The following is a 20,394-nucleotide window of genomic DNA, read 5'->3' on the forward strand; positions in this document are numbered from 1 at the left end:
TCGTGTCCGACCCCGACGGGCTGACATGGGCAGCCGCCCTCGTGTCGCTTGCGGTCGCCATTTCGGCGGCAGGGCACGCGGTCATCTACAAGCGTGACCCTCGATCGGCCACGCTGTGGGTACTGCTGATCGCCTTGTTGCCGCTGGGCGGTTCGCTGCTGTATGGGCTGTTCGGCATCAACCGTTACCAGCGGCGGGCGCGGCGGCTCTTCCCGGGGGCAGATCCTGCTGTTCGGCAGGACCTCTCGCCCACGATGCCCGAGGCTGTATCGCCGCCGCTTGCCGGTCTGGCCCACCTGGTGGGGCGCGCCACCGGCCAGTCGCTGACCGGCGGCAACCGCATCGAGCCGCTTGTCGATGGCGAGCAGGCCTACCCGGCCATGCTCGCCGCCATCGAATCGGCGCGGTACAGCGTCGCCCTGGCCTCGTACATCTTCGACAGCCAAGGCATCGGGGCGCAGTTCGTCGATGCGCTGCGCCGGGCTCATGAGCGCGGCGTGCAAGTGCGGGTGCTGATCGACGACGTGTATGCCCGCTGGACGCCCCGCAGCGCCTACCGCGCCTTGCAGCGCGCCGGCGTTCCGGCGGCGACGTTCAACCCGACGTTGATTCCCGCGCGCCTGCACGGCGCGCATCTGCGCAATCACCGCAAGCTGCTGGTGATCGATGGCGAGACAGGTTTCACCGGCGGCATGAACATCTTCAGCCCGTATTGGCGGCCCGATGCGCCGGGCCAGGCCTGTCACGATTTGCACTTTCGTCTGCGCGGGCCGGTGATTGCGCATCTGATGCGGTGCTTCACCGATGATTGGTGCGATACCACGGGCGAGCGGCTCAGCAAGGGTTACTGGGGCGAACCGCCCGTAACGGCTGATGAGCAAGGAACCTCTTGGGCGCGCGGCATCGAGGCCGGTCCCGATGAGGCCCTGGACAGGATGCGCTGGACCTTCATGGGCGCTTTGAGCGCCGCGAAGCATTCGGTGCGCATCTGGACACCTTACTTCGTCCCCGATCAGCCGATGATCGCGGCGCTAAGCACGGCCGCGTTGCGCGGCGTGCGCGTCGACGTGCTGACGCCCGCAAACGGCGACCATCCCACGGTGCAATGGGCCGCGCGCGCCCACTACTGGCAGGTGCTGGAGCACGGTGTGCGCATCTTCGAACGGCCTGGCCCGTTCGACCACAGCAAGCTGATGCTGATAGACGGCCAGTGGTGCTGCCTTGGTTCGGCCAATTGGGATGCGCGCAGCCTGCGCCTGAACTTCGAGTTCAATGTGGAGGTGTACGACACCGCGCTGTCTACGCGGCTGGAATCCCTTTTTGATGCCGCCCGTGATGCATCGAACGAGATATCGGCCATGGCGTTGCGCGCCCGCCCGCTGGCCATCCGCTTGCGCGACGGGGTGGCCCGTCTGTTCACCCCCATTCTCTAGCGACACGACCTGCGAGGAACATTGACCATGGAAAAGAAAGATCAATGGAACATTGGCTACTGGATCGTCGCCGGCCTGTTGCTGCTGACGCTGCAGAACTACTGGCAGGCGGCGAAGACCGTCGAGCCCGTGCCCTACAGCGAATTCGAGAAGGCGCTGGCCGAGGGGCGCGTCGCCGAAGTGCTGGTGGCGGACCGCACGGTGACCGGGCGCCTGAAATCGCCGGACAGCCGGGGCAAGACCACCATCGTGGCCACCCGTGTCGAACCCGACCTGGCCGAGCGGCTGTCCAAGTACGACGTGCCCTATGCGCGGGTGGTGGAAAGCACCTGGCTGCGTGATGTGCTCTCCTGGATTCTGCCGGCGGTGGCCTTCTTCGGCGTCTGGTTTTTCCTGTTCCGCCGCTTCGCCGAGAAGCAGGGCATGGGCGGCTTCCTGAGCATCGGCAAGAGTCGCGCCAAGGTGTTCATGGAGACGAACACGGGCGTCACCTTCGCCGATGTCGCGGGTGTCGATGAGGCCAAGGCCGAGCTGGTCGAAATCGTCGACTTCCTGAAGAACCCGCAGGATTACGGCCGCCTCGGCGCGCGCATCCCGAAAGGTGTGTTGCTGGTTGGCCCGCCCGGCACGGGCAAGACCCTGCTGGCCAAGGCCGTGGCGGGCGAGGCCGGGGTACCGTTCTTTTCCATCTCAGGCTCGGAGTTCGTCGAGATGTTCGTCGGCGTGGGCGCGGCGCGGGTGCGCGACCTGTTCGAGCAGGCGCGCGGGCAGGCGCCGGCCATCATCTTCATCGATGAACTCGACGCGCTGGGCCGCGCACGCGGCGTCGGCGGGCCCATCGGCGGCCACGACGAGCGTGAGCAGACGCTCAACCAGCTGCTCACCGAGATGGACGGCTTCGACAGCTCGGTGGGGCTGATCATCCTCGCCGCCACCAACCGCCCCGAAATCCTCGACCAGGCGCTGCTGCGTGCCGGTCGCTTCGACCGTCAGGTGCTGGTGGACCGGCCCGACAAGAAGGGACGGCTGGACATCCTGAAGGTGCACGTCAAGAAGGTTACCCTGGCCAGTGATGTCGATCTCGAACAAGTCGCGGCGTTGACGACCGGCTTTTCTGGTGCCGACCTAGCCAACCTGGTTAACGAAGCGGCGCTGGCTGCCACCCGGCGCAAAGCCCGTGCGGTCGAGCTGCAGGACTTCACTGCAGCGATCGAGCGCATCGTCGCCGGCTTGGAGAAGCGCAACCGTGTCCTCAACCCGAAGGAGCGCGAGACGGTGGCCTATCACGAGATGGGCCATGCCTTGGTGGCGCTGGCGCTACCAGGCACAGACCCGGTACACAAGATATCGATCATTCCGCGCGGCATCGGCGCACTGGGCTACACGCTGCAACGCCCCACCGAGGACCGGTTCCTGATGACGCGCGCCGATCTGGAGCACAAGATCGCCGTACTGTTGGGCGGGCGCGCCGCAGAGAAGTTGGTGTTTGGCGAACTGTCGACTGGTGCCGCAGACGATCTGGCGCGAGCCACCGACGTTGCCCGCGACATGATCACCCGCTTTGGCATGGACGAAGGACTGGGCTACATCGCCTTCGAGGCGCAGCGGCCACGCTTTCTCGATACACCAGAACTGGCCCACGGCGGCTGCCGGGTGGCCGAATCGACCCAGGCGCGCATCGATCAGGCCATCCGCGACATCGTGATGGGCGTGTTCGAGCGCGCCTACCGGATCCTCGACACCAACCGCGCGGTGCTGGAGCGTTGTGCGCGCGAACTGCTGGCGCGGGAAACGCTCGACGAGAACGACATCCTTCAATTGACCCAAGGACTTGTTCTTGATGGAAACGAAAAGTAGTAGGCGCTATTCAGAGTGAGCCGGCGGCTCTGTTCGGTGCGTCATCCAATTCGCCGGCATTGTTCAAGGAGAACCGATATGTCTGCATTGACTCCGTGGGACCCCTTCCGGGAACTGGATGAATTGCAAAACCGCCTGGCGACGATGTTGGGACGGACACCCCAGCGACAGGGCGCCCGTACCGGCAACGAAGCCATGACCACGGCGGACTGGGTACCAATGGTGGACATCAGCGAGGATGAGAACGCATTCCTCCTCAAGCTGGATCTGCCGGAGGTCCCCAAGGATGCCGTGCGCGTCAGCGCGGAAAACGGCGTGCTCACCATCAGCGGCGAGCGCAAACTGGAAAAAGAGGAGCAGGGCAAGAAGTTCCACCGCATCGAACGTGCGTATGGCCGCTTTGTGCGCAGCTTTGTCTTGCCTGACAACGTTGATCCGACCAAGGTGACGGCTTCGATGAAAGACGGCGCACTGGAAGTGCGGCTTGTCAAGGCCGAGCAAGCCAAACCGAAACAGATTGAAATCTCAGTCAACTAACTTTAATTAGGAGCCCCAGATCATGAATATCAAACAGCCCCAATCAACCTTCTCCGCACTTGCCCTGGCGGTCGTCGTCGGACTGAGCGGACCGGCCCAGGCCCAATCGGCGGCAGGTTCTAGCCCAGGTGCTGCAGCACCCTCTGCCGCATCCAAGGCGGCGCAGCCACAGGTAGATGACAAGGCCGCCCGGGAAGCCGAAAAAAAGCGTGCTGAGCTCACTCAGGACGCCATCACGGCGCTCACCAAGACCCAGGAGGCTTTGGCACTCCTTGATGCAAAGAAGACCAAGGAGGCGCTCGCTGCGCTGGAACTGGCCAGCGGAAAGCTGGAACTGGTATTGGCGCGTGACCCAAAACTTGCTTTGGCGCCCGTCGATGTACGCGTCATCACCCATGACATCCACGCCGACGTGGAATCGGTCAAGAAAGCGGTCAAGTTGTCTCGGGAGTTGTTGGGTGATGGCGAGGTGCAAAAGGCCCGGCCCATCGTCGCCAATCTGGCCAGCGAAATGGTGATCGAAACCGACAACCTGCCGATGGCAACGTACCCGGCAGCGATCAAGTCGGCCGCACGGCTCATCGACAGCGGCAAGATCGACGACGCCAAGGCGGAACTCGCCCGCGCACTGAACACGCTGGTGGTGACCTCGGTCGCCTTTCCTCTGCCCGTGCTACGGGCTGAAGCCGCGATGGCAAAAGCTGAAAAGCTGGCCGAGACCGACAAGCGCGATGCCAAGCAGAACGAGGAGCTCAGCACCTTGCTGTCGTCCGTGCGCACGGAGATCGAAATGGCGCAGATCCTGGGTTATGGCAAGAAGGCGGATTTCAAACCCATCTTCGATCATGTGAAGTCCATTGAGCAAAAGTCGGCTGGTGGCAAAAGCGGCAAGGGATGGTTCGACGAGTTGAAGACGCGCCTCCAAAAGCTGTTTTGAGGTGATGAAGGGGCCGACTGTTCGGTCGGTCAGTCTCGCGATGTTCGCAGTCAGCCCCAATAGATTCGCCTATTTTCACTAACTCATACGAGGCATATCATCATGAATGAGCAAACATCAAATCCCAATGCGACGAACAAAGAAATAAACGAACAGGCCGCGGTAAGCAGCCTTCCTGTCAGTCCACAGGCCAAGCCTGAAGTCGTCACGGAGGTACAGCCTGAGGTTCAGAAGGAAACGGACTCGCAGGCTGCAGACAAACGTAAACAAGTCCTCGATGAGGCCGTCTCGGCCTTGGCGCTGACCAAATCAGCGCTGGCCGCACTTGACGGCAAGGACGCTGCACGCGCATTGGCAACGCTGGCCGAAGTGACGGGAAAGCTGGAGCTGATCGTTGCGCGCGAACCCACGCTTGCCCTGGCCCCCGTTGATGTGCGCACCATCGTGCACGACTTGTTCGCCAACACGGAAACCATTGAGGCGATGACCGACGAGGCGCTGGATGCCCTCAAACATGGCGAGGTGCAACAGGCACGTCACGTGCTGGCTTTGCTGGCCAGTGAAATCGTGATCGCGGTCACCAACATCCCTCTGGCGTCCTATCCCGCAGCCGTGAAGTCAGTCGTGCCGCTGATCGATCAGGGCAAGATTGAAGAAGCCAAAGCCGCGCTGCAGGCAGCGCTCACCACGCTGGTCGAGACGCGCAGCGTGCATCCGCTGCCCGCCCTGCGCGCCAGGCTGCTCCTGAAGCGCGCCGAGACCTTGGTAGAAGATGGTCAGCGGAGCGAAGCGTCCAATGAGCGCCTGGAGACATTATTGAACGAAGCGCGGCAGCAGTTGGAAATGGCAGAAATGCTGGGCTATGGAAAGAAGAAGGACTTTGAGCCCCTGTATGCTGAAGTCAAGAAAGTGAAGCAAAAGACGGCTGGGGGAGGCGGCGGAAAAGGCTGGCTCGATGAAATCAAGGCAAAGCTGTCCAAGTTGTTCTGAAACCGCTGGATAGGGCGTAAGAGGGGCGCGTCGCGCCCCTCTCTTGGCTCAGGAGTGTTTGCTTTTTCACCCCATTAGATCTTTAGGAGATATAGCATGAATACAGATACCATCACCGATTCCAGTGCGGATGAGCCCACCAAAACACTGTGTTCATTGACCGAAAATTGGTGGATTTTTGCGTTGCGCGGTGTCTTGGCATTGATTTTCGCAGCCCTTGCGTTCTGGATGCCACAATCGGCTCTGTTGGCCATGACCTTAGTGTTCGGCGCATTTTCCTTGGTCAATGGCGCTTTCAACTTGGTTGCAGCGGTGCGCCATATCCAGAAAAAAGAGCGCTGGGGCTGGCTGCTGTTCAGCGGCATTGTCGGCATACTTACCGGCGTCGTCGTCCTGGTTGCTCCTTGGGTCGCCACGATGGTCATGGCTTCTTTTTTATGGGCTAGCGTGGGGTTCTGGGCGATTTTCACCGGTGTGCTGGAGATATCCGCCGCCGTTCGGCTGCGTCAAGAAATCAAGGGTGAAATCTGGCTTGCCTTCAGTGGACTGCTCTCGATTGTCCTTGGCGCTATCGTCTTGTGGATATTTTTTTCCCGTCCGGTCGAGTCATTCCTGGCCGCAGGCTGGCTGTTGGGCTTCTATGCGGCAGTCTCTGGTGTCACGCTTTTGTTCTTGAGTTGGCGTCTTCGCAAAACGCGCCAGGGATAAGATCGGGTCAAACTAGATTCTATGGATATGAGCATTTTCGGTTCGTGCCTCCATAGAAATGACATCAAAGGAGTCATGCATGCAGATGCAATATAGCTATCGAGCTATCGACAAAGAGTTTCATGAACCATGGCAGAGAGCTTTGGGAAATGTGATCGAGCACGCCCTCAAGCCATTGCTCGACAAACACACTAAAGATTCAGTGCGACTTCAAATCGTCCTTGATCGCGACAAGACCAAGCGGCAATTTCTGGCCAGTGGCTATATGCACCTGCCCGGCAAAAAGATTGTCAGCGTCACTGCATCACATGACGAGCTGACGCCCCTCGCGCAGATGCTCGCACAGTCGTTGTTCCGTCAGGCCAAGAAGCATTTTGACCGGCTGCATGCTCAGGACCAAATCAAGCGCAAAGCACGACGCGAGCGCTTGCGCGAGCTCAAGGTGCGAATTGCCGCAAAACCCGCGTCAGCCGCCCATGAGGCCAAAGTGACCCGAATGCCTCTACTGTCGAAACTTGAGGCTGTCGCAAGGCGTGAGCTGGCTTATCTGCGTGCCGTCGGCGATTTACCGCGCGATTATCCGACGCTGCGCGACGTGGTGGATGAAGCGATTGTCCAAGCTGAGGTGGAATGGCAATCCGTGCCGGAAGAAAAAGCCGCTTACTTCGGTCTTCTGAAGCATCTGTTCGCCGTCCTGGATCACGAAGTGGCAAACAGCCGGCAATTTGGCGAATTCGTTTCTCTGGACGCGCCGGTCGAAGCGGATGCCCAGGACGTCGCCGAGGCCATGGTGGAAGAGGAAGTCTTCGAATTTTATCAGCCCGATGACACACTCAGGCTGGCCGATATCATCGCTGACAGTCAGCATCCCGATGCCGCAACGATCGCGGAACAGGAGGAGCTAGTTGATCGGTCGAGCGAGTTCGCTTTTGCATTCGACCTGCTGAAGGACATGCCGCGTTTGTGGCGGCGCATTTTTCTGCTTCTCCGTGTGGACGGGCTGGATGCCAGCAGCGTCTCTGAAATCCTGCTGATTCCTAGTAAGGAAGATACTGTCCAAAGGTGGCTGATGCAGGCCGAAGCGTTTATCGCTACTCATCTGGAAGAGGCCGGAGTAAGCAAAGACGGGAACGATTGGCTCCAAGGCGTTGATTGGTCGGCATTGTCTGTGACCCGAAGCGCGGCAGCCTCACTGTGGTCCAAGGAGGCGAACCATGAAGAATGATCTTCACCTCGTCTGTCCGCATTGCCAGTCCATCAACCGCGTACCGACTGCGAAGCTATCGGAACATCCCAACTGCGGCCGCTGCCAGCAGCCCTTGTTCACGGGCGAACCCATCGAGTTGACCACGGCGACGTTCTCGCGCCACGTGGAGCGCAGCGACCTGCCACTGTTGGTCGATTTCTGGGCACCTTGGTGCGGGCCGTGCAAGATGATGGCCCCGCAGTTCCAGCAAGCGGCGCGCCAGCTCGAACCCAGGGTCAGGCTGGCCAAGGTCAATACCGAGGCAGAACCCCACCTGGCCGCGCAGTTCGGCATCCGCAGCATTCCGACGCTCGCCCTGTTCCAGGGTGGGCGGGAGATCGGGCGTCAGGCTGGCGCCTTGGGCGCGCAGGACATCGTGCGCTGGGCATCTGCACAGGTGGGGCGCTGACCGATGCAGGACTTGCTCGGCGCCACCCTGATCCTGCTGGCGGCATGCAGCCTCGCGGATGTGGCGACGGCGGCGTTCAGAGTACCCGCCTTGCTGGGTTACCTCGCCGTCGGCGCCTTGCTGGGCCCGTCGGTCAGCGGTGTAGTCGCGCCGGGAGAAGCGCTTGATTTTCTGTCCGAGCTGGGCGTGGCCCTGCTGCTGTTCATGGTTGGGCTGGAGTTCTCCCTCGGGCACTTCTGGCTTTCCCGTAAAACCGTATTGGCGTCCGGCAGCTTGCAGATGATCGCTGTCGCCACGCCACTGACCTTGATGTTGATGTGGCTGGGACAGCCAGTTCAGAGCGCTGCGCTGCTCAGCACTGCGGCGGCCATGTCGTCCACGGCGCTGGTCAGCCGACAGTTGGCCGACCAAGGCGAGCTCACCACCCGCCACGGCCGCAGCGCCATCGCCGTGCTGGTCTTTCAGGACCTGGCCAGCGTGCCCCTGCTGGCCCTGCTGGCGATCTGGGCGCGCGGCGAGTCGCCGAAGATCGAGAGCGTGCTGCTCGAAGTGTTGGGCGTGCTGATGTTGTTCGCGGCAGCGGCCCTCGCCTCCCGTCGTCTGTTGCATGGCCTGCTGGGCTGGGTGGCGCGGCAGGGCCACGAAGAATCCTTCGTGCTGGTTTCCTTGTGCGTGGTGGTGGCTGCCGCCGCTGCTGCACACGCGGTCGGCGTATCCGCCGCCCTGGGTGCGTTTTTGGCCGGCATGGTGCTGGGCGAGAGCGACTTCCGTCACCACATGGAAAGCCACCTCAAACCGTTTCGCGATGTGTTGTCGGGGGTGTTCTTCGTGACCATCGGCCTGCAGTTGGACGGAGCGCAGATTCTTTCGGCACCGCTGGCGGTGCTGGCGTGGCTGGCAGTGCTGGTACCGGTCAAGATCGGGCTCAACACCCTGGCCTTGCGGGCGACGCGCCTGTCCGCCCTCGATGCCTGGCGCACGGGCATAGCGTTGGGGCATGGCGGCGAGTTCGCCCTGCTGTTGTTGGGCATGGTCTTGCAGCAGCATCTGATCCCCGCGACCGTCGTACAACCCATGCTGGTCGCGCTGGTGCTCAGCATGGCCTTGGCACCGCTGCTGATCCGCCATCACGATGTACTTGCCCGGTTCTTGAGCCGCACCGGCGGCGTCATTCAGCCACCCCAGGCTGAAGAAGTCGAGATCGCCGCGCAGACGGCGCGATATCGAGACCATGTCATCGTTTGCGGCGCGGGCGAGCTTGGCCTGACAGTCAGCGAGATTCTTCGCCACGCCGGCGTGGCGCATCTGCTGCTGGAAGCAGACGAGCAGAAGGTAGAGGCCGCGCGTGCCGCCGGCGTGCCGGTGTTCCATGGCGATGCGAGTCGGCCCGATACCCTGCTGGCTGCCGGGTTGGCGCAAGCGCGTCTGGTGGTGCTCACGTTCGACCATGCCCAGCAAGTGCTGCGCATCGCCCAGGCGATTGCCGAGCGCCGTCCGGCGCTGACCTTGTGGGTGTCATGCAGAAGTACGACCGCGGCCGATGCATTTCGCGCCATGCCCAACGTGCGCGTGTACCAGCAATCCTTTGCCGCAGCTATTGGGCTGGCGGAACAGGTGATGTCGACGCTTGGCATGTCGACCGAGCTGATTGAAGGACACATCAGCGCAATGCGCCGCCGTCTCGACAGCAGCCGTTTTCCAGGGAGTTCATCGTCATGAAATCAACACGCCTTAACCCATTTCAGGTCTTCCGTGACCAATGGGCCATCATGAGTTTTTACGAGCGCTTCGAGCAGGTCGTCGCGCTCGTGCTGTCGGCGGTGATTGCCGTCATCATCGTGGTGTCGCTGTTCCAGCTCATCTCCATCGTCTTCACGCTGCTGGTTCTCGATGCCTTCAATCCCCTGGATCACAAGGTATTCCAGAGTGTGTTCGGCATGATCATGACGCTCTTGATCGCGATGGAGTTCAAGCATTCCATCGTGCGCGTGGCGCTGCGTCGGGACAGCATCATCCAGGTCAAGACCGTGATCCTCATCGGCCTGATCGCGCTGGCGCGCAAGTTCGTGATCCTCGACCCCGAGGCGAGCCCTGGCAAGATCGCCGCGCTTGCAGGCGCCACGCTGGCGCTTGGTGCCACTTACTGGCTGCTGCGCGAGCGCGACGACCGCGCCGCCGAGACATCTGAGCATGACCCGTCATCATCCCGGTGACCCGCGCGCGGCGTTGTTGCAACACCTCTGGCTCAACCGCCTGCAGACCGGGCTGTTGGTCCTGACCCTGGTCGGGATCGCAGCCGCCGCAGGAAGCCTGCTGTTCGGGGAAAGCGGCCTGTGGCTCGCGCTGTTTGCCGTTGCAGGCACGCTGCTGCTGGAACCGGCAGCCGCATCCGCCTTGACCTTGCGTCTGTACCGCGCCCGGGCGCTGCACCCGAACGAAGCCCCGGAAATTTGGGCCCTGTTGCACGAGCTGTCCGTCCGTGCCGGTTTGCCCGCAACGCCGGTGCCGCACTACGTGCCCAGTGCCGTCGTCAACGCCTTCGCCACCGGATCGAAGCAGGAGGCATCGATCGCCCTCACCGATGGCCTGCTGCGCCGCCTGAGCCCACGCGAGCTGGCGGGTGTGCTCGCGCACGAGATCGCGCACATCGCCAATAAGGATCTGCGCGTCATGGGGCTGGCGGATTCCGTCAGTCGCCTCACGAGCCTACTGGCCCTTATGGGACAGATCGCGATCCTGCTGAGCCTGCCCGCGCTGCTGGTTGGCGCGGCGGAGGTCTATTGGCCTGGTTTATTGTTATTGGCCGCATCGCCCCAGCTGGCCCTGCTCGCACAGCTCGGCTTGTCTCGCGTGCGTGAGTTCGACGCTGACCGCCTCGCTGCGGAACTGACTGGCGACCCGCAGGGGCTGGCGTCCGCGCTGGCGAAAATCGAGCGGGTCAGCCGCTCCTGGCAGGCCTGGTTGTGGCCGGGATGGGGCAATCCCGAACCCTCCTGGTTGCGCACGCATCCGGCCACGCAAGAACGCATCTCACGCCTACTGACGTTGGCGCCTGGGCCAGCATCAGCGTTGCCACTCCACCCGCCCCATTTCTTGCCGGAATCCGCTGTGACGCCGCGCCCACCGCGCTGGCGCCCGAGCGGGCTGTGGCGCTGATTGCCTATCAACAGGAGACTTCTCATGGCCTACCCCGACCCGTACCAACGTCCCGCGCCGGACCGCTTCGTCCGGCGCTGGCTCGTCATCACCGCCTGCATTGCCGCGCTCATGCTGCTGTGGCAGTTCCTGCCCGCCATCGAGGCCTGGTTCAGTCCGCGTGAGGCGGCAGAACGCACCGTGACGGCGCGTGGCGATCTGGCGGCGGACGAGAAAGCCAACATCGAACTGTTCGAGAAATCGCGCGCCTCGGTGGTCTACATCACCACCGCGCAATTGGTACGCGATGTCTGGACGCGCAACGTCTTCTCCGTGCCGCGCGGCACCGGTTCGGGCTTTATCTGGGACGATGCCGGCCACGTCGTCACCAACTTCCACGTCATCCAGGGTGCTTCTGAAGCCACGGTCAAACTCGCCGATGGCCGCGACTACCAGGCCGCGCTGGTGGGGACGAGCCCAGCGCACGACATCGCCGTGCTCAAGATTGGCGTCGGTTTCAAGCGCCCGCCGGCCGTGCCGGTCGGCACCAGTGCCGACCTCAAGGTGGGTCAGAAGGTGTTCGCTATCGGCAACCCCTTCGGCCTGGACTGGACGCTCACCACCGGCATCGTCTCCGCGCTCGACCGCTCGTTACCCGGAGAAGCGGGCGGCCCGGCCATCGATCACCTGATCCAGACCGACGCCGCCATCAACCCTGGCAACTCCGGTGGGCCGCTGCTCGATTCGGCAGGAAGGCTCATCGGCATCAACACGGCGATCTATAGCCCCTCCGGCGCCTCGGCCGGGATTGGTTTCGCCGTGCCGGTGGACACCGTCATGCGCGTAGTCCCGCAACTCATCAAGACCGGTAAGTACATCCGTCCGGCGCTGGGCATTGAGGTGGACGAACAGCTCAATCAGCGCCTGCTTGCACTGACCGGAAGCAAGGGCGTGTTCGTGTTGCGTGTTACCCCTGGTTCGGCAGCGCACAAGGCCGGCCTCGCGGGTGTCGAAGTCACGCCGCAAGGCATCGTGCCGGGCGACCGCATCATCGATGTTGATGGCAAGGCGACGGACGATGTGGCCAAGCTGCTCGCGCGGCTAGACGACAGGAAGGTCGGCGATGTGGTGGTCTTGTCAGTGGAACGGGCCGGCAAATCGCGCGAGGTGCGTGTGGAGCTGCAACCCGGGAATTGATTGAACTGAACCTGTGGATCAGGCGGTAGTGCAGCGTCGCGGCGATTGAGGTTCTCAGGTCTTCGGCCAAGTAGCGTTCCGCCTCAACCTCCGTAATTTTCGGATGCGATCTGCCTATCCGAATAGGCAAGCATGCAACGCCGGAACCTCTTGCCAATCATCGAAGGAGAAAGCGAGGCGCAATCCGCATGAGGTGGACGCAGGCCAGGAACGAGGCAAACAGGAGGCCGCATTGGAACTCAGACTACTGCGCTATTTCGTTGCGGTCGCGGAAGAACTGCATTTCGCGCGAGCGGCCGAGCGCCTTGGCGTAGAACAATCGCCTGTGTCGCGCGCAATGCGCAATCTCGAAGCCACGCTCGGCGTGCAGTTGTTCGACCGCAGCGCGCACCAGACGCGACTGACCTGGGCCGGTCAAGTGTTCCTCGGTGAGTGCCGGCGTGTGCTGGCCACCGTGGAGCAGGCGGTGAGTGCCGCAAAGGCGGCGGCGCAGGGCTATCAGGGTTATCTGCGCATCGCCATCTGCGACAGCTTGGCGCAGCCCCACATTGCCACCTTGCTGGCGCGCAGCCGCGAGGAAGAGCCCGAACTGGAGATTCGCGTCTTCGAGCTGCCTTTCGCGCAGCAGCTCAAGGGCCTGCACAACGATCTGCTGGACATCGGCTTTGCGCTGTCGGACGCGGTGAGCGAAGGCCTTGTCGCCGAGCCCGTGTGGACCGATCCTTTGTCGGTGATCGTGCCCGTGCGCCACCCCTTGTTGGCGCACGCGGAAGTGCCATTGGATGAAGCCTTGAAGTTTCCGTTGGTACTGTGCCATCCGGACGCGGGATCGGGCTGCCACCACCAGATCCAGGCGGTGCTTCAAGGTGCGTCCAAGCCGCTCAAGCTGGTAGATCAGGTGACGAGCCTAGGCGTGATGCTGACTCTGGTCGGTGCCGGTTATGGCCTAGGTTTCGCCATTGCCTCGCAGGTGCAGACCCTGAACCGCCCCGACATAACCGTTCGCCCCTTGGCCGGCACGCCGCCCATGCTGTCCACCTACCTGCTGCGCCGCAGCGCCGAACCCTCTGAGCCCATGAAGCGGTTTCTGCAGCGCGCCCGCGAGGAGTTCCTGCCAAAGGGAGATGAACCGGCCTCGTGACGTTGAGCGCTCGGGTACATTGGCTACTGCTGGCTGTCCATGGCTCGCACTGGACTTGCTCGGAGCGCACGTTGACCAAGCGTGGTTTTTCAGTCCATAATTATGTCCATCTCGGTTCGCCGAGTGCGGAAAACTCGTTATCAATCAACGAGTTGGGAACACGATGATGTTCCCTTCACCCGCTCCATCCTGCTTCTCGAAGTCCGTAAATGGCTGAGAGTGCGCGGGGAGCGACAGACGGTCTCTTGAACGATCCCCTCCGCGCGGAGTAGATCAGGGTGTGGGTCCCTAAACCGTTCATGCTGCCGCGCCGCTCGGGCCTCTAAGCACGCTCCCGTCCCCAGTGTTCTTCAACAGATGATGGGTGCACGCTGCCTCATTGCCCTTTTCCCTATCTGTCAGCTGGCGGCGCTGCGTGTCTGGTCGGGTGAAACCCAGAAGGGTTTGCGGAAGGGGTAGCACGCCAATAGGCGTCGGAGCGACAGCCCCCAGAAGAAAGCGGCTCTTATTACTGCCGTTTGCCTCTCCCGCCTGGGCGGATCAAGTTCGATTTGCCTACGTGCCTGGCAACTGCACGACGGCCACGTAGTGGGAAACGCTTCCCAGAATGACGAAGCCGTGCCATACGGCATGCATGTAGGGCTTGGCCGAGCGTAGATAGAACAGCGTGCCAAGTGTGTAGAAGCAACCACCCGCAAAGAGCCAGGCGAAGGTGCTGAATCCAAGGTGCTGGATGATGGGCATCGCTGCGCACGCAACGAGCCAGCCCACGCCGATGTAGGGGATGAGTGAGAGCCAGGTTCGACCCAGGGGGCGGAAGGCTTTGAACACCATGCCGACCAAGGCCAAGGTCCATATCCCGATCAGGGACGGGGTGCTCCAGGAGACGGGGAGCGCCAGGCAAAACGGCGTGTAAGTTCCAGCGATCAAGAGGAAGATCGCCGCGTGATCGGCACGGCGAAGGCTTGCCTTGGCCCTTGGGTCAGCGCAGGCGTGATAAAGGCACGAGACGGCATAGGTGATCGTCAACGTCAAACCAAAGACACCGCTCCCTATCAAAGCCCGACCGTCTCCGTGGGCGGCCGCCTGGCGCAGCAGAAAAACGGTGGCGGGGATGGAAAGCAGCGCGGCGGCGCCGTGGGAGAGCGTGTTGAGCCACTCACCCGTAGGCAGAAGCGTTTTCTTGGGTGATGATCGGATGCGGTGAGGCCGGAAGAGCGCCTGCGTCAATCCAGGTGCCTTGAAGGCATCGGTCGTAGTGCGCGTCTGGCGCATGAAGATCCGTTCCATCGATGAGTAATCGGGCTCAGCGTGGACCGGAAAGGTTGTCCGAAGGTTGCGCGTCGAATCGTTTGCTCCATCAGGGTGGCTTGTCCATCATGCTCACGAGAAGACGTAGACGGATCGATCCATGCGCAAGACCCAGTCGCTATCGTGGCGACTCTCCTGGCAAGTCGGCGTGGCGCAAGTGCTTGCGTTCGTGCTGTTGGGCGCGGTGATGTGCATTGCGTTTCTGGATCGCTCGATCGGCCAGCTGCCGCATGGCACGGCGATCGATGTCGCCGAGGCCTTGGGTTACGAGCACGGAAGGCTTCGCTTCGATCCGGCGCAGCTGCCGCAGGAATTCACCACTCAAGCGCCCCATGCATGGGCCCTGGCGAAAGATGACCTCGGAAATATCGCGGCTTGGGGCAAAGCGCCCAAGGCGTTCGAAGCCTGGGTGCCGATCATGGGTGAGCTTGAACCGACCGACATCAAGAGCAACGTTCCACCGTTCCGCTCGGCGACGAAGTTGATCGTGCATCATCAGGGCGGCAGAACGCTGCGTGTGCTGGTCGGCGGCTACGGCGGTTACGATCTGGCTGGCGCCATCGCCTTCATCGCGATTTACCTGGCGCCGTGGGTGGGCCTACCGCTCATGGTCACTTCGGTGGTCGTGATTCCCCTGGTGGTTCATCGACGCCTGAAGGGAATGAACGAAGTCGCAAGACTGGCCGCGCAGACGGACCTGAGTCGTCGCGCCAAGCCCCTGGAGGCGGCGGACGTTCCGGTTGAGATCAGGCCATTGATCGATGGCTTCAATCAGGCGCTCCAGCGGATCTGGGACGTGTCCGAAGCCCGCGACCGCTTCCTGGCGGACGCCGCGCACGAACTCAGGATGCCCATCGCGATTCTGACGACCCGGGTCAGCGGCCTGGAAGCAGGCGCTGCGAAGGATGAGTTGATGTTGGACGTGGCGCGCCTGCAGAACATCACCGAGCAGCTGCTTGACATCCAGCGGGTCGATCGCAGGATCGGTGTCTTCGAGCGCTTCGACCTGGTCGCCATCGCGCAGGAGGTTGCCGAGGTGGCCGCGCCGCTCATCGTCGCCAACGGGTATGAGTTCTCGTGGGAACCGCCGAATCGGGCGCAGTGGGTGGAAGGCGATTCCGGCGCGGTCCAGCGCGTGATCACTTGCCTGGTCCAGAACGCGATCGATCACGGATCGAAGCAAGGCGAGATCAGGATCGTGGTCGGCCCCGACTGCTCGGTGAGCGTGTTTGACCAGGGAGAGGGCGTGCCGAGCGAGGCCAGCTCGCGGATCTTCGAGCCATTCTTCCGTCTGCGTCCCTCGGGAGCTGGAAGCGGGTTGGGGCTTTATCTGGCGGCGGAGATCGTCAAGAAGCATCGCGGCGTGCTGACGGTATCCCAGCCTGTGCAAGGTGGCTGTTGCTTCACCATGCGCCTGCCGAGCGCCGGCAGCCCGATCTCGGGTGAGCGCTAGGATGCGCCTGCTCATCGTTGAGGACGATCAGCAGTTCGCATCGGTGCTGGCCACGCAGCTGGCGCGACACGGCATGATCGGCGATGTGGTCCCCAGCCTGCGCCAGGCCGAGCAGGCACTTGCCAGCCACGAATACAGGGTGATGCTGCTGGATCGGCAGCTGCCCGATGGCGAGGGCGCGGACTTTGTGCTGCGCGCCCGAGCAATACGCCCGGGGCTGCCCATCGTGATCCTGACGGCAAAGAGTGAGATCAGCGAGCGCATCGATGGGCTGGATAGCGGTGCGGATGATTATCTGACCAAGCCGTTTTCGACGGATGAGCTGCTTGCGCGTCTGCGGGCCATCTTGCGCCGCCCGACTCAGGTGGTGGTCCAGACGATCCGCATCGGCAATGTTCGATACTCCTCCGACGATCGGGAAGTGTGGGTGGACGGGGAGAGGCTGACGCTCCCCAGACGACAACTCCTGGTGCTCGAGGCGCTGCTCATGCGCCACGGGCGGACGGTTTCAAGAGCGGCGTTGCTGGAAAGCGTCTATGGGTTGGACGAACACCTGGAATCCAACGCGCTGGAGGCCCATGTCTCCAAACTGAGGCGAGCGCTCGCCGAGAGCGGGGCGGGGATCAAGATCCATGTATTGCGGGGGTTGGGCTACATGGTTCAGGAAATTCGCCAGGAAAGCGCGGGGCCCGGCCGTCAGTGAGGTTCCCGATCAGCTCAGGTCGCAGTTGCTCGGCAGTGTCCAGGTCGAATTCGGCAGCATGTGCTTCACCTCATAGGAAGCGGTGATGCCGACATTGCTCGCCCCGATGAGTTCCTCCAGATCCGCGATCGAGACGATGTAGTCGTCCAGGCTGCCCAGGCCTGTCTCGTTGGGGATGATCCAGCTGATGGCCTTCTCGGCGCCCGTGTTGGGATCCGTAGTGATGATGGTCTTCCAGAAGTATTCCGGCGTGCGGATGCCGTGGCTGGCCAAAAAGTAGTCGTTGGAGGTGTCGCCATAGACCACGCCGCCGTACACCTCGACGGGGTTGATGTCCCGGTAGCACTCGGCGACGTTTTCGGCCTGCACCCAGATGCCCTGGTTGAAGCCCGACACCTGCGGCACGATGTTGGACATCAGGTTGGCGCGGCGGATGTAGGTCGTGTTGTAGTCCATGTGGTTGGAGGTGACCAGATGGCCGCGATCGTAGCCGGAGCGCACGCTGGAATAGGACTTCGTCGAGGTCTGGCCACCGCAGCCGCTTGGCAGCGTCGTGTCGAGATTGAAATCGGAGGGGCGAGCGGCGGAGCCGTTATCGGCGCCGAGGGTGTATTCGTAGCGCGTGGCGGTGTGCTCGGTGCAGTCGTAGGTGAGGATGAAGCCCCCCTTGTTGAGGGTGACCACCTGGGCCTGCGCTGCGGCGCTGAAGGTGGTGAGCAGAAAGACGGCGAGAAAGATCGGGAATCGCATGGCTTCTCCATGATGTTGGCGGGCCGCACGAAGCCAGCACGCACGGCCCTGGGCCGTGCCTGTTGAGCGACATGCGAGTTGACGGAGGTGGAGCAGACAGCCGAGACCGGCGTGATGCCGGAGTGGTGTGAGAAAGACGACCACCGCGCCCCTTTGCCACGACGTGGCACGCGGTGACCGCAGATATCCAACAGAGTTTCTGCGTGGTCAACATCCAATCAAGCAAGCTGTGACTGAGTCCTTGAACCCGGCTTCTGTCAATGAAGCGCCATCAGGATGAAACGTCGATCAGGGCTGCCCTTCCGGGGTCGGCTGTTTGAGCGTGGCGCATGCCACATGCTGCCAGGCGTCGTGCGGCTCCCGCATCCGTGCCTCAACACGGCGCAGCCGTCGCAATTGATGAGGGCAACGACGTTGGCATGCCGACCTGGCACATCTTTGAGCGCTGCGGAATGATTGCGCGGCTGCTGGCACTCAACTTCAGCAGGTTGGCGACCCAACCGGCCCGTATCGATCCAGGTGGCTGCAGACGACAGACGTCGGTTCGAGCGTCCAGTCACATTTCGAGGCGCCGCCCCTCCAGGATCTTCCAGCCACGCTATGCACCGGCGCTAGGATGTTCCAGACAAGGAATCCCAAAAAAGGAGATTGGCCATGGGCGCCTCGAAGCACACGCTCCAAAGCGGGCAGCAGGTGGAACTCGTGGATTGGGAGGGGTTGAAGCCGCCCCAGCACGGGGCCGCACTGCAGAACGCGGCGTGGGATCCGGAGGCCTCGCGCATCGGCCTGGCGTTCTATGGGTCCACCGAAGAGTTCATGCGCAACGACTGGGCCAGGCAGCACATGAGCCCGGCGCCGGCAGCGCTGCCTGGACAGCGCCCGGTGCTGCTGTACTACAGCGAGCGAGAGGGGAGCTGGCATACGCCCGAGGCGTTGGATATCGACCACATCGTGCAGTGGAAGGACCATCTCAAGGCGCTGGACGTTCGCAATCTGGCCGAAGCCCAGATGGGCTACAACGATGTGAGCAACCTCAGATTGCTGCCAGCGGCGGTCAACCGCGCACGCGATGCAGCGGATCGCGTCCACGACCAACATGGGCCGCAATCGGCCGAATGGCGCGCCTGGTGCCATGCGCGTTTCGGATTCGATCCGTCGGCGCCGCGGGCGGCCTTCGATCCGGACACCGACGGCGCCAAGCGGCGCGCCGCGACGCTCGAGGCCGATTGGACGCCGGCGATGACGCGCAAGGACCTCTCGTTCGATACGGCCGTGGTGGGGAAGTGGTTCGAAAGCGCCTTGAAGGACGCCTACCGCGGTGAAGCCTCGGTCACGCGTCCGGTGGCGCCTTTCGACACGATGAAGGTGCCGCTCTTCGAGTGCGCAGTCACCAGGCAGCTCTGCACGCGCGACGCGTTCGATATCGATCATGCCATCGCATTCGAGGCGCTTCTCAAAGAGCTGCCCAAGCACACCGGCGGCCAGGGCCTGAAGAAGGCCGATGTGCTGGATGCCTTCAACGACACCAGCAATCTGCGCCTGGTCAGCCGCGCGGCCAATGCGTCCCACGAGTTCGAGCTCAGTGGCCAGGGTCAGTACCAGGAAGCGCTCAAGGAGATGCCGGAGCAGCCCGGAGAGTTCAGGAACTTCCTGGTGCCGGGCGCGATGAGTGCGGCCGACCAGCAGGCGCTGACCGACGCCATCAAGGCATTCGTGGGAAGGGATCAGCACAAGGCCGAGGTGTATTCGCAACTCAAGGCCGGCGGCGTGATCGACTTCCAGGATCCTCGCGCGACCGCGGGGCCGGTATTGCAGCTGTCCGACCCGCATCATCCCGACCATCATCGGTTCGACATGGTCATGCGCAGGATCGAGGTCCTGGACCCCAACGGACAGGTGCTTCCCACGCAAGCGCATCGCGAGAATCTGGCAGCGGCGCTGGCGGTGGAATCCAAGCGTCAAGGCATGACCAGGATCGACATGGTCGACAAAGGTGGGCCCGAAGGCACCCAGCTGTTTGCCGCCGAGAAGCAGGGCGCGGTGCTGGGGCGGGCCCAGGTCTCGGTGACCGAAGGCGCCCTGACGCCGATGGCGTTCAGCACGGCCGCCGCCGATGCCATGTCTGCCCCGGCCCAGTCGCAGGCGCACGCCCTGCACAGAACTGCGCATCAATAGCCTCGGACTCGCGCCCGCCGGACGAAGCTAGAGCGGCGCTTTGCGCCTCGGTCTTGCCTTGACGACCGGCGTAGCAGCCTTGGGCTGCTTTGCGCTCAGCAATGCCCGAACCTGACGCTGCTGCTTGTCCGTGAAATCGTGGAAGTGCGCGGACAGCATGCGTTTGATGCGCCGATGTGCCTCGGCGATCGCGGCCTGGATCAATGCCTGATCCGCCTGTTCGGCTGCGGGCTTGCGGGACAGCGACGGCGTCGAAGGCTTGGGGGGCATGGGGCGGGACGAGCGAGGGCGAAGCCAATCCTCGGACCTGCCATGCCGGCTCGCAACCCCGAGCTGGCGCAATCGCCGCCAGGCGCGGCGTGCTACGCGCGTCAGCGGCAGGAGCGGCCTGTCCAGGGAATAGGCCGCTGAC

Annotated in this window: 19 protein-coding genes; 16 read left to right on the plus strand and 3 right to left on the minus strand. The window is 62.8% G+C overall.

Going from position 1 to position 20,394, the window contains the following annotated elements:
* Window positions 1-2 precede the first annotated feature (2 nt).
* From cls to MWN52_RS04615, 13 genes are all read left to right on the plus strand, one after another.
* Window positions 3-1,433, plus strand: a complete 1,431-nt coding sequence (gene cls, locus MWN52_RS04555; protein ID WP_286576811.1) for a cardiolipin synthase — start codon at window positions 3-5, stop codon at window positions 1,431-1,433.
* Between the two features lie 27 nt (window positions 1,434-1,460).
* Complete coding sequence (ftsH, locus tag MWN52_RS04560) at window positions 1,461-3,290, plus strand: ATP-dependent zinc metalloprotease FtsH (RefSeq protein ID WP_286576812.1); 1,830 nt, start codon at window positions 1,461-1,463, stop codon at window positions 3,288-3,290.
* Between the two features lie 78 nt (window positions 3,291-3,368).
* Window positions 3,369-3,827 (plus strand): small heat shock protein sHSP20-GI, encoded by a 459-nt coding sequence (gene hsp20-GI / locus MWN52_RS04565; protein ID WP_129323683.1) that lies wholly within the window; start codon window positions 3,369-3,371, stop codon window positions 3,825-3,827.
* Between the two features lie 22 nt (window positions 3,828-3,849).
* The gene (gene yfdX1, locus MWN52_RS04570) at window positions 3,850-4,764 is read left to right on the plus strand and encodes a heat resistance protein YfdX1 (protein ID WP_286576816.1); all 915 of its coding nucleotides are present in this window, start codon (window positions 3,850-3,852) and stop codon (window positions 4,762-4,764) included.
* A gap of 102 nt (window positions 4,765-4,866) precedes the next feature.
* Entirely contained in the window at window positions 4,867-5,754 is an 888-nt protein-coding gene (yfdX2, locus tag MWN52_RS04575) for a heat resistance protein YfdX2 (protein ID WP_286576818.1), read from the plus strand.
* Between the two features lie 96 nt (window positions 5,755-5,850).
* Window positions 5,851-6,462, plus strand: a complete 612-nt coding sequence (hdeD-GI, locus tag MWN52_RS04580) for a heat resistance membrane protein HdeD-GI (RefSeq protein WP_111197259.1) — start codon at window positions 5,851-5,853, stop codon at window positions 6,460-6,462.
* Window positions 6,463-6,541: 79 nt separating this feature from the next.
* A complete protein-coding gene (locus MWN52_RS04585; RefSeq protein WP_286576820.1) occupies window positions 6,542-7,687 on the plus strand; it encodes a hypothetical protein in 1,146 nt (381 codons plus the stop codon).
* Complete coding sequence (gene trx-GI / locus MWN52_RS04590; protein ID WP_012761376.1) at window positions 7,677-8,117, plus strand: heat resistance system thioredoxin Trx-GI; 441 nt, start codon at window positions 7,677-7,679, stop codon at window positions 8,115-8,117. Before MWN52_RS04585 ends, trx-GI begins: the two co-directional genes overlap by 11 nt.
* A gap of 3 nt (window positions 8,118-8,120) precedes the next feature.
* A complete protein-coding gene (gene kefB-GI, locus MWN52_RS04595) occupies window positions 8,121-9,836 on the plus strand; it encodes a heat resistance system K+/H+ antiporter KefB-GI (protein ID WP_286576822.1) in 1,716 nt (571 codons plus the stop codon).
* Window positions 9,833-10,330 (plus strand): heat resistance protein PsiE-GI, encoded by a 498-nt coding sequence (gene psiE-GI, locus MWN52_RS04600; protein WP_286576823.1) that lies wholly within the window; start codon window positions 9,833-9,835, stop codon window positions 10,328-10,330. The genes kefB-GI and psiE-GI overlap by 4 nt, the downstream gene beginning before the upstream one ends.
* On the plus strand, window positions 10,308-11,273 hold the full coding sequence (locus MWN52_RS04605) for a zinc metalloprotease HtpX (RefSeq protein WP_286576824.1): 966 nt from the start codon (window positions 10,308-10,310) through the stop codon (window positions 11,271-11,273). Before psiE-GI ends, MWN52_RS04605 begins: the two co-directional genes overlap by 23 nt.
* A 24-nt stretch (window positions 11,274-11,297) precedes the next feature.
* Window positions 11,298-12,449 (plus strand): S1C family serine protease, encoded by a 1,152-nt coding sequence (locus MWN52_RS04610; protein WP_286576825.1) that lies wholly within the window; start codon window positions 11,298-11,300, stop codon window positions 12,447-12,449.
* 232 nt (window positions 12,450-12,681) lie between these two features.
* Window positions 12,682-13,590, plus strand: a complete 909-nt coding sequence (locus tag MWN52_RS04615) for a LysR family transcriptional regulator (RefSeq protein WP_003141085.1) — start codon at window positions 12,682-12,684, stop codon at window positions 13,588-13,590.
* Between the two features lie 555 nt (window positions 13,591-14,145).
* On the opposite strand, the gene trhA is transcribed toward MWN52_RS04615, so the two are convergent.
* Window positions 14,146-14,880 carry a PAQR family membrane homeostasis protein TrhA gene (gene trhA, locus MWN52_RS04620; protein WP_286576827.1) on the minus strand — a complete coding sequence of 245 codons (735 nt, stop codon included), beginning with the start codon at window positions 14,878-14,880 and terminating at the stop codon, window positions 14,146-14,148.
* 121 nt (window positions 14,881-15,001) lie between these two features.
* On the opposite strand from trhA, the gene MWN52_RS04625 reads away from it, so the two are divergent.
* Window positions 15,002-16,354 (plus strand): sensor histidine kinase, encoded by a 1,353-nt coding sequence (locus MWN52_RS04625; RefSeq protein WP_286576828.1) that lies wholly within the window; start codon window positions 15,002-15,004, stop codon window positions 16,352-16,354.
* A gap of 1 nt (window position 16,355) precedes the next feature.
* On the plus strand, window positions 16,356-17,057 hold the full coding sequence (locus tag MWN52_RS04630; RefSeq protein WP_286576829.1) for a response regulator transcription factor: 702 nt from the start codon (window positions 16,356-16,358) through the stop codon (window positions 17,055-17,057).
* A gap of 9 nt (window positions 17,058-17,066) precedes the next feature.
* On the opposite strand, the gene MWN52_RS04635 is transcribed toward MWN52_RS04630, so the two are convergent.
* Window positions 17,067-17,807, minus strand: coding sequence for a DNA/RNA non-specific endonuclease (locus tag MWN52_RS04635; RefSeq protein WP_130528790.1), 741 nt, complete (start codon window positions 17,805-17,807; stop codon window positions 17,067-17,069).
* A gap of 654 nt (window positions 17,808-18,461) precedes the next feature.
* On the opposite strand from MWN52_RS04635, the gene MWN52_RS04640 reads away from it, so the two are divergent.
* Entirely contained in the window at window positions 18,462-19,982 is a 1,521-nt protein-coding gene (locus MWN52_RS04640) for an XVIPCD domain-containing protein (RefSeq protein WP_286576830.1), read from the plus strand.
* 27 nt (window positions 19,983-20,009) lie between these two features.
* Here MWN52_RS04640 and MWN52_RS04645 read toward each other — a convergent pair whose 3' ends face one another.
* The gene (locus MWN52_RS04645) at window positions 20,010-20,252 is read right to left on the minus strand and encodes a hypothetical protein (protein ID WP_286576832.1); all 243 of its coding nucleotides are present in this window, start codon (window positions 20,250-20,252) and stop codon (window positions 20,010-20,012) included.
* Window positions 20,253-20,394: the final 142 nt, after the last annotated feature.

It is taken from the genome of Pseudoxanthomonas winnipegensis (assembly GCF_030322905.1).
In the GTDB taxonomy this organism is placed as follows: domain Bacteria; phylum Pseudomonadota; class Gammaproteobacteria; order Xanthomonadales; family Xanthomonadaceae; genus Pseudoxanthomonas_A; species Pseudoxanthomonas_A winnipegensis.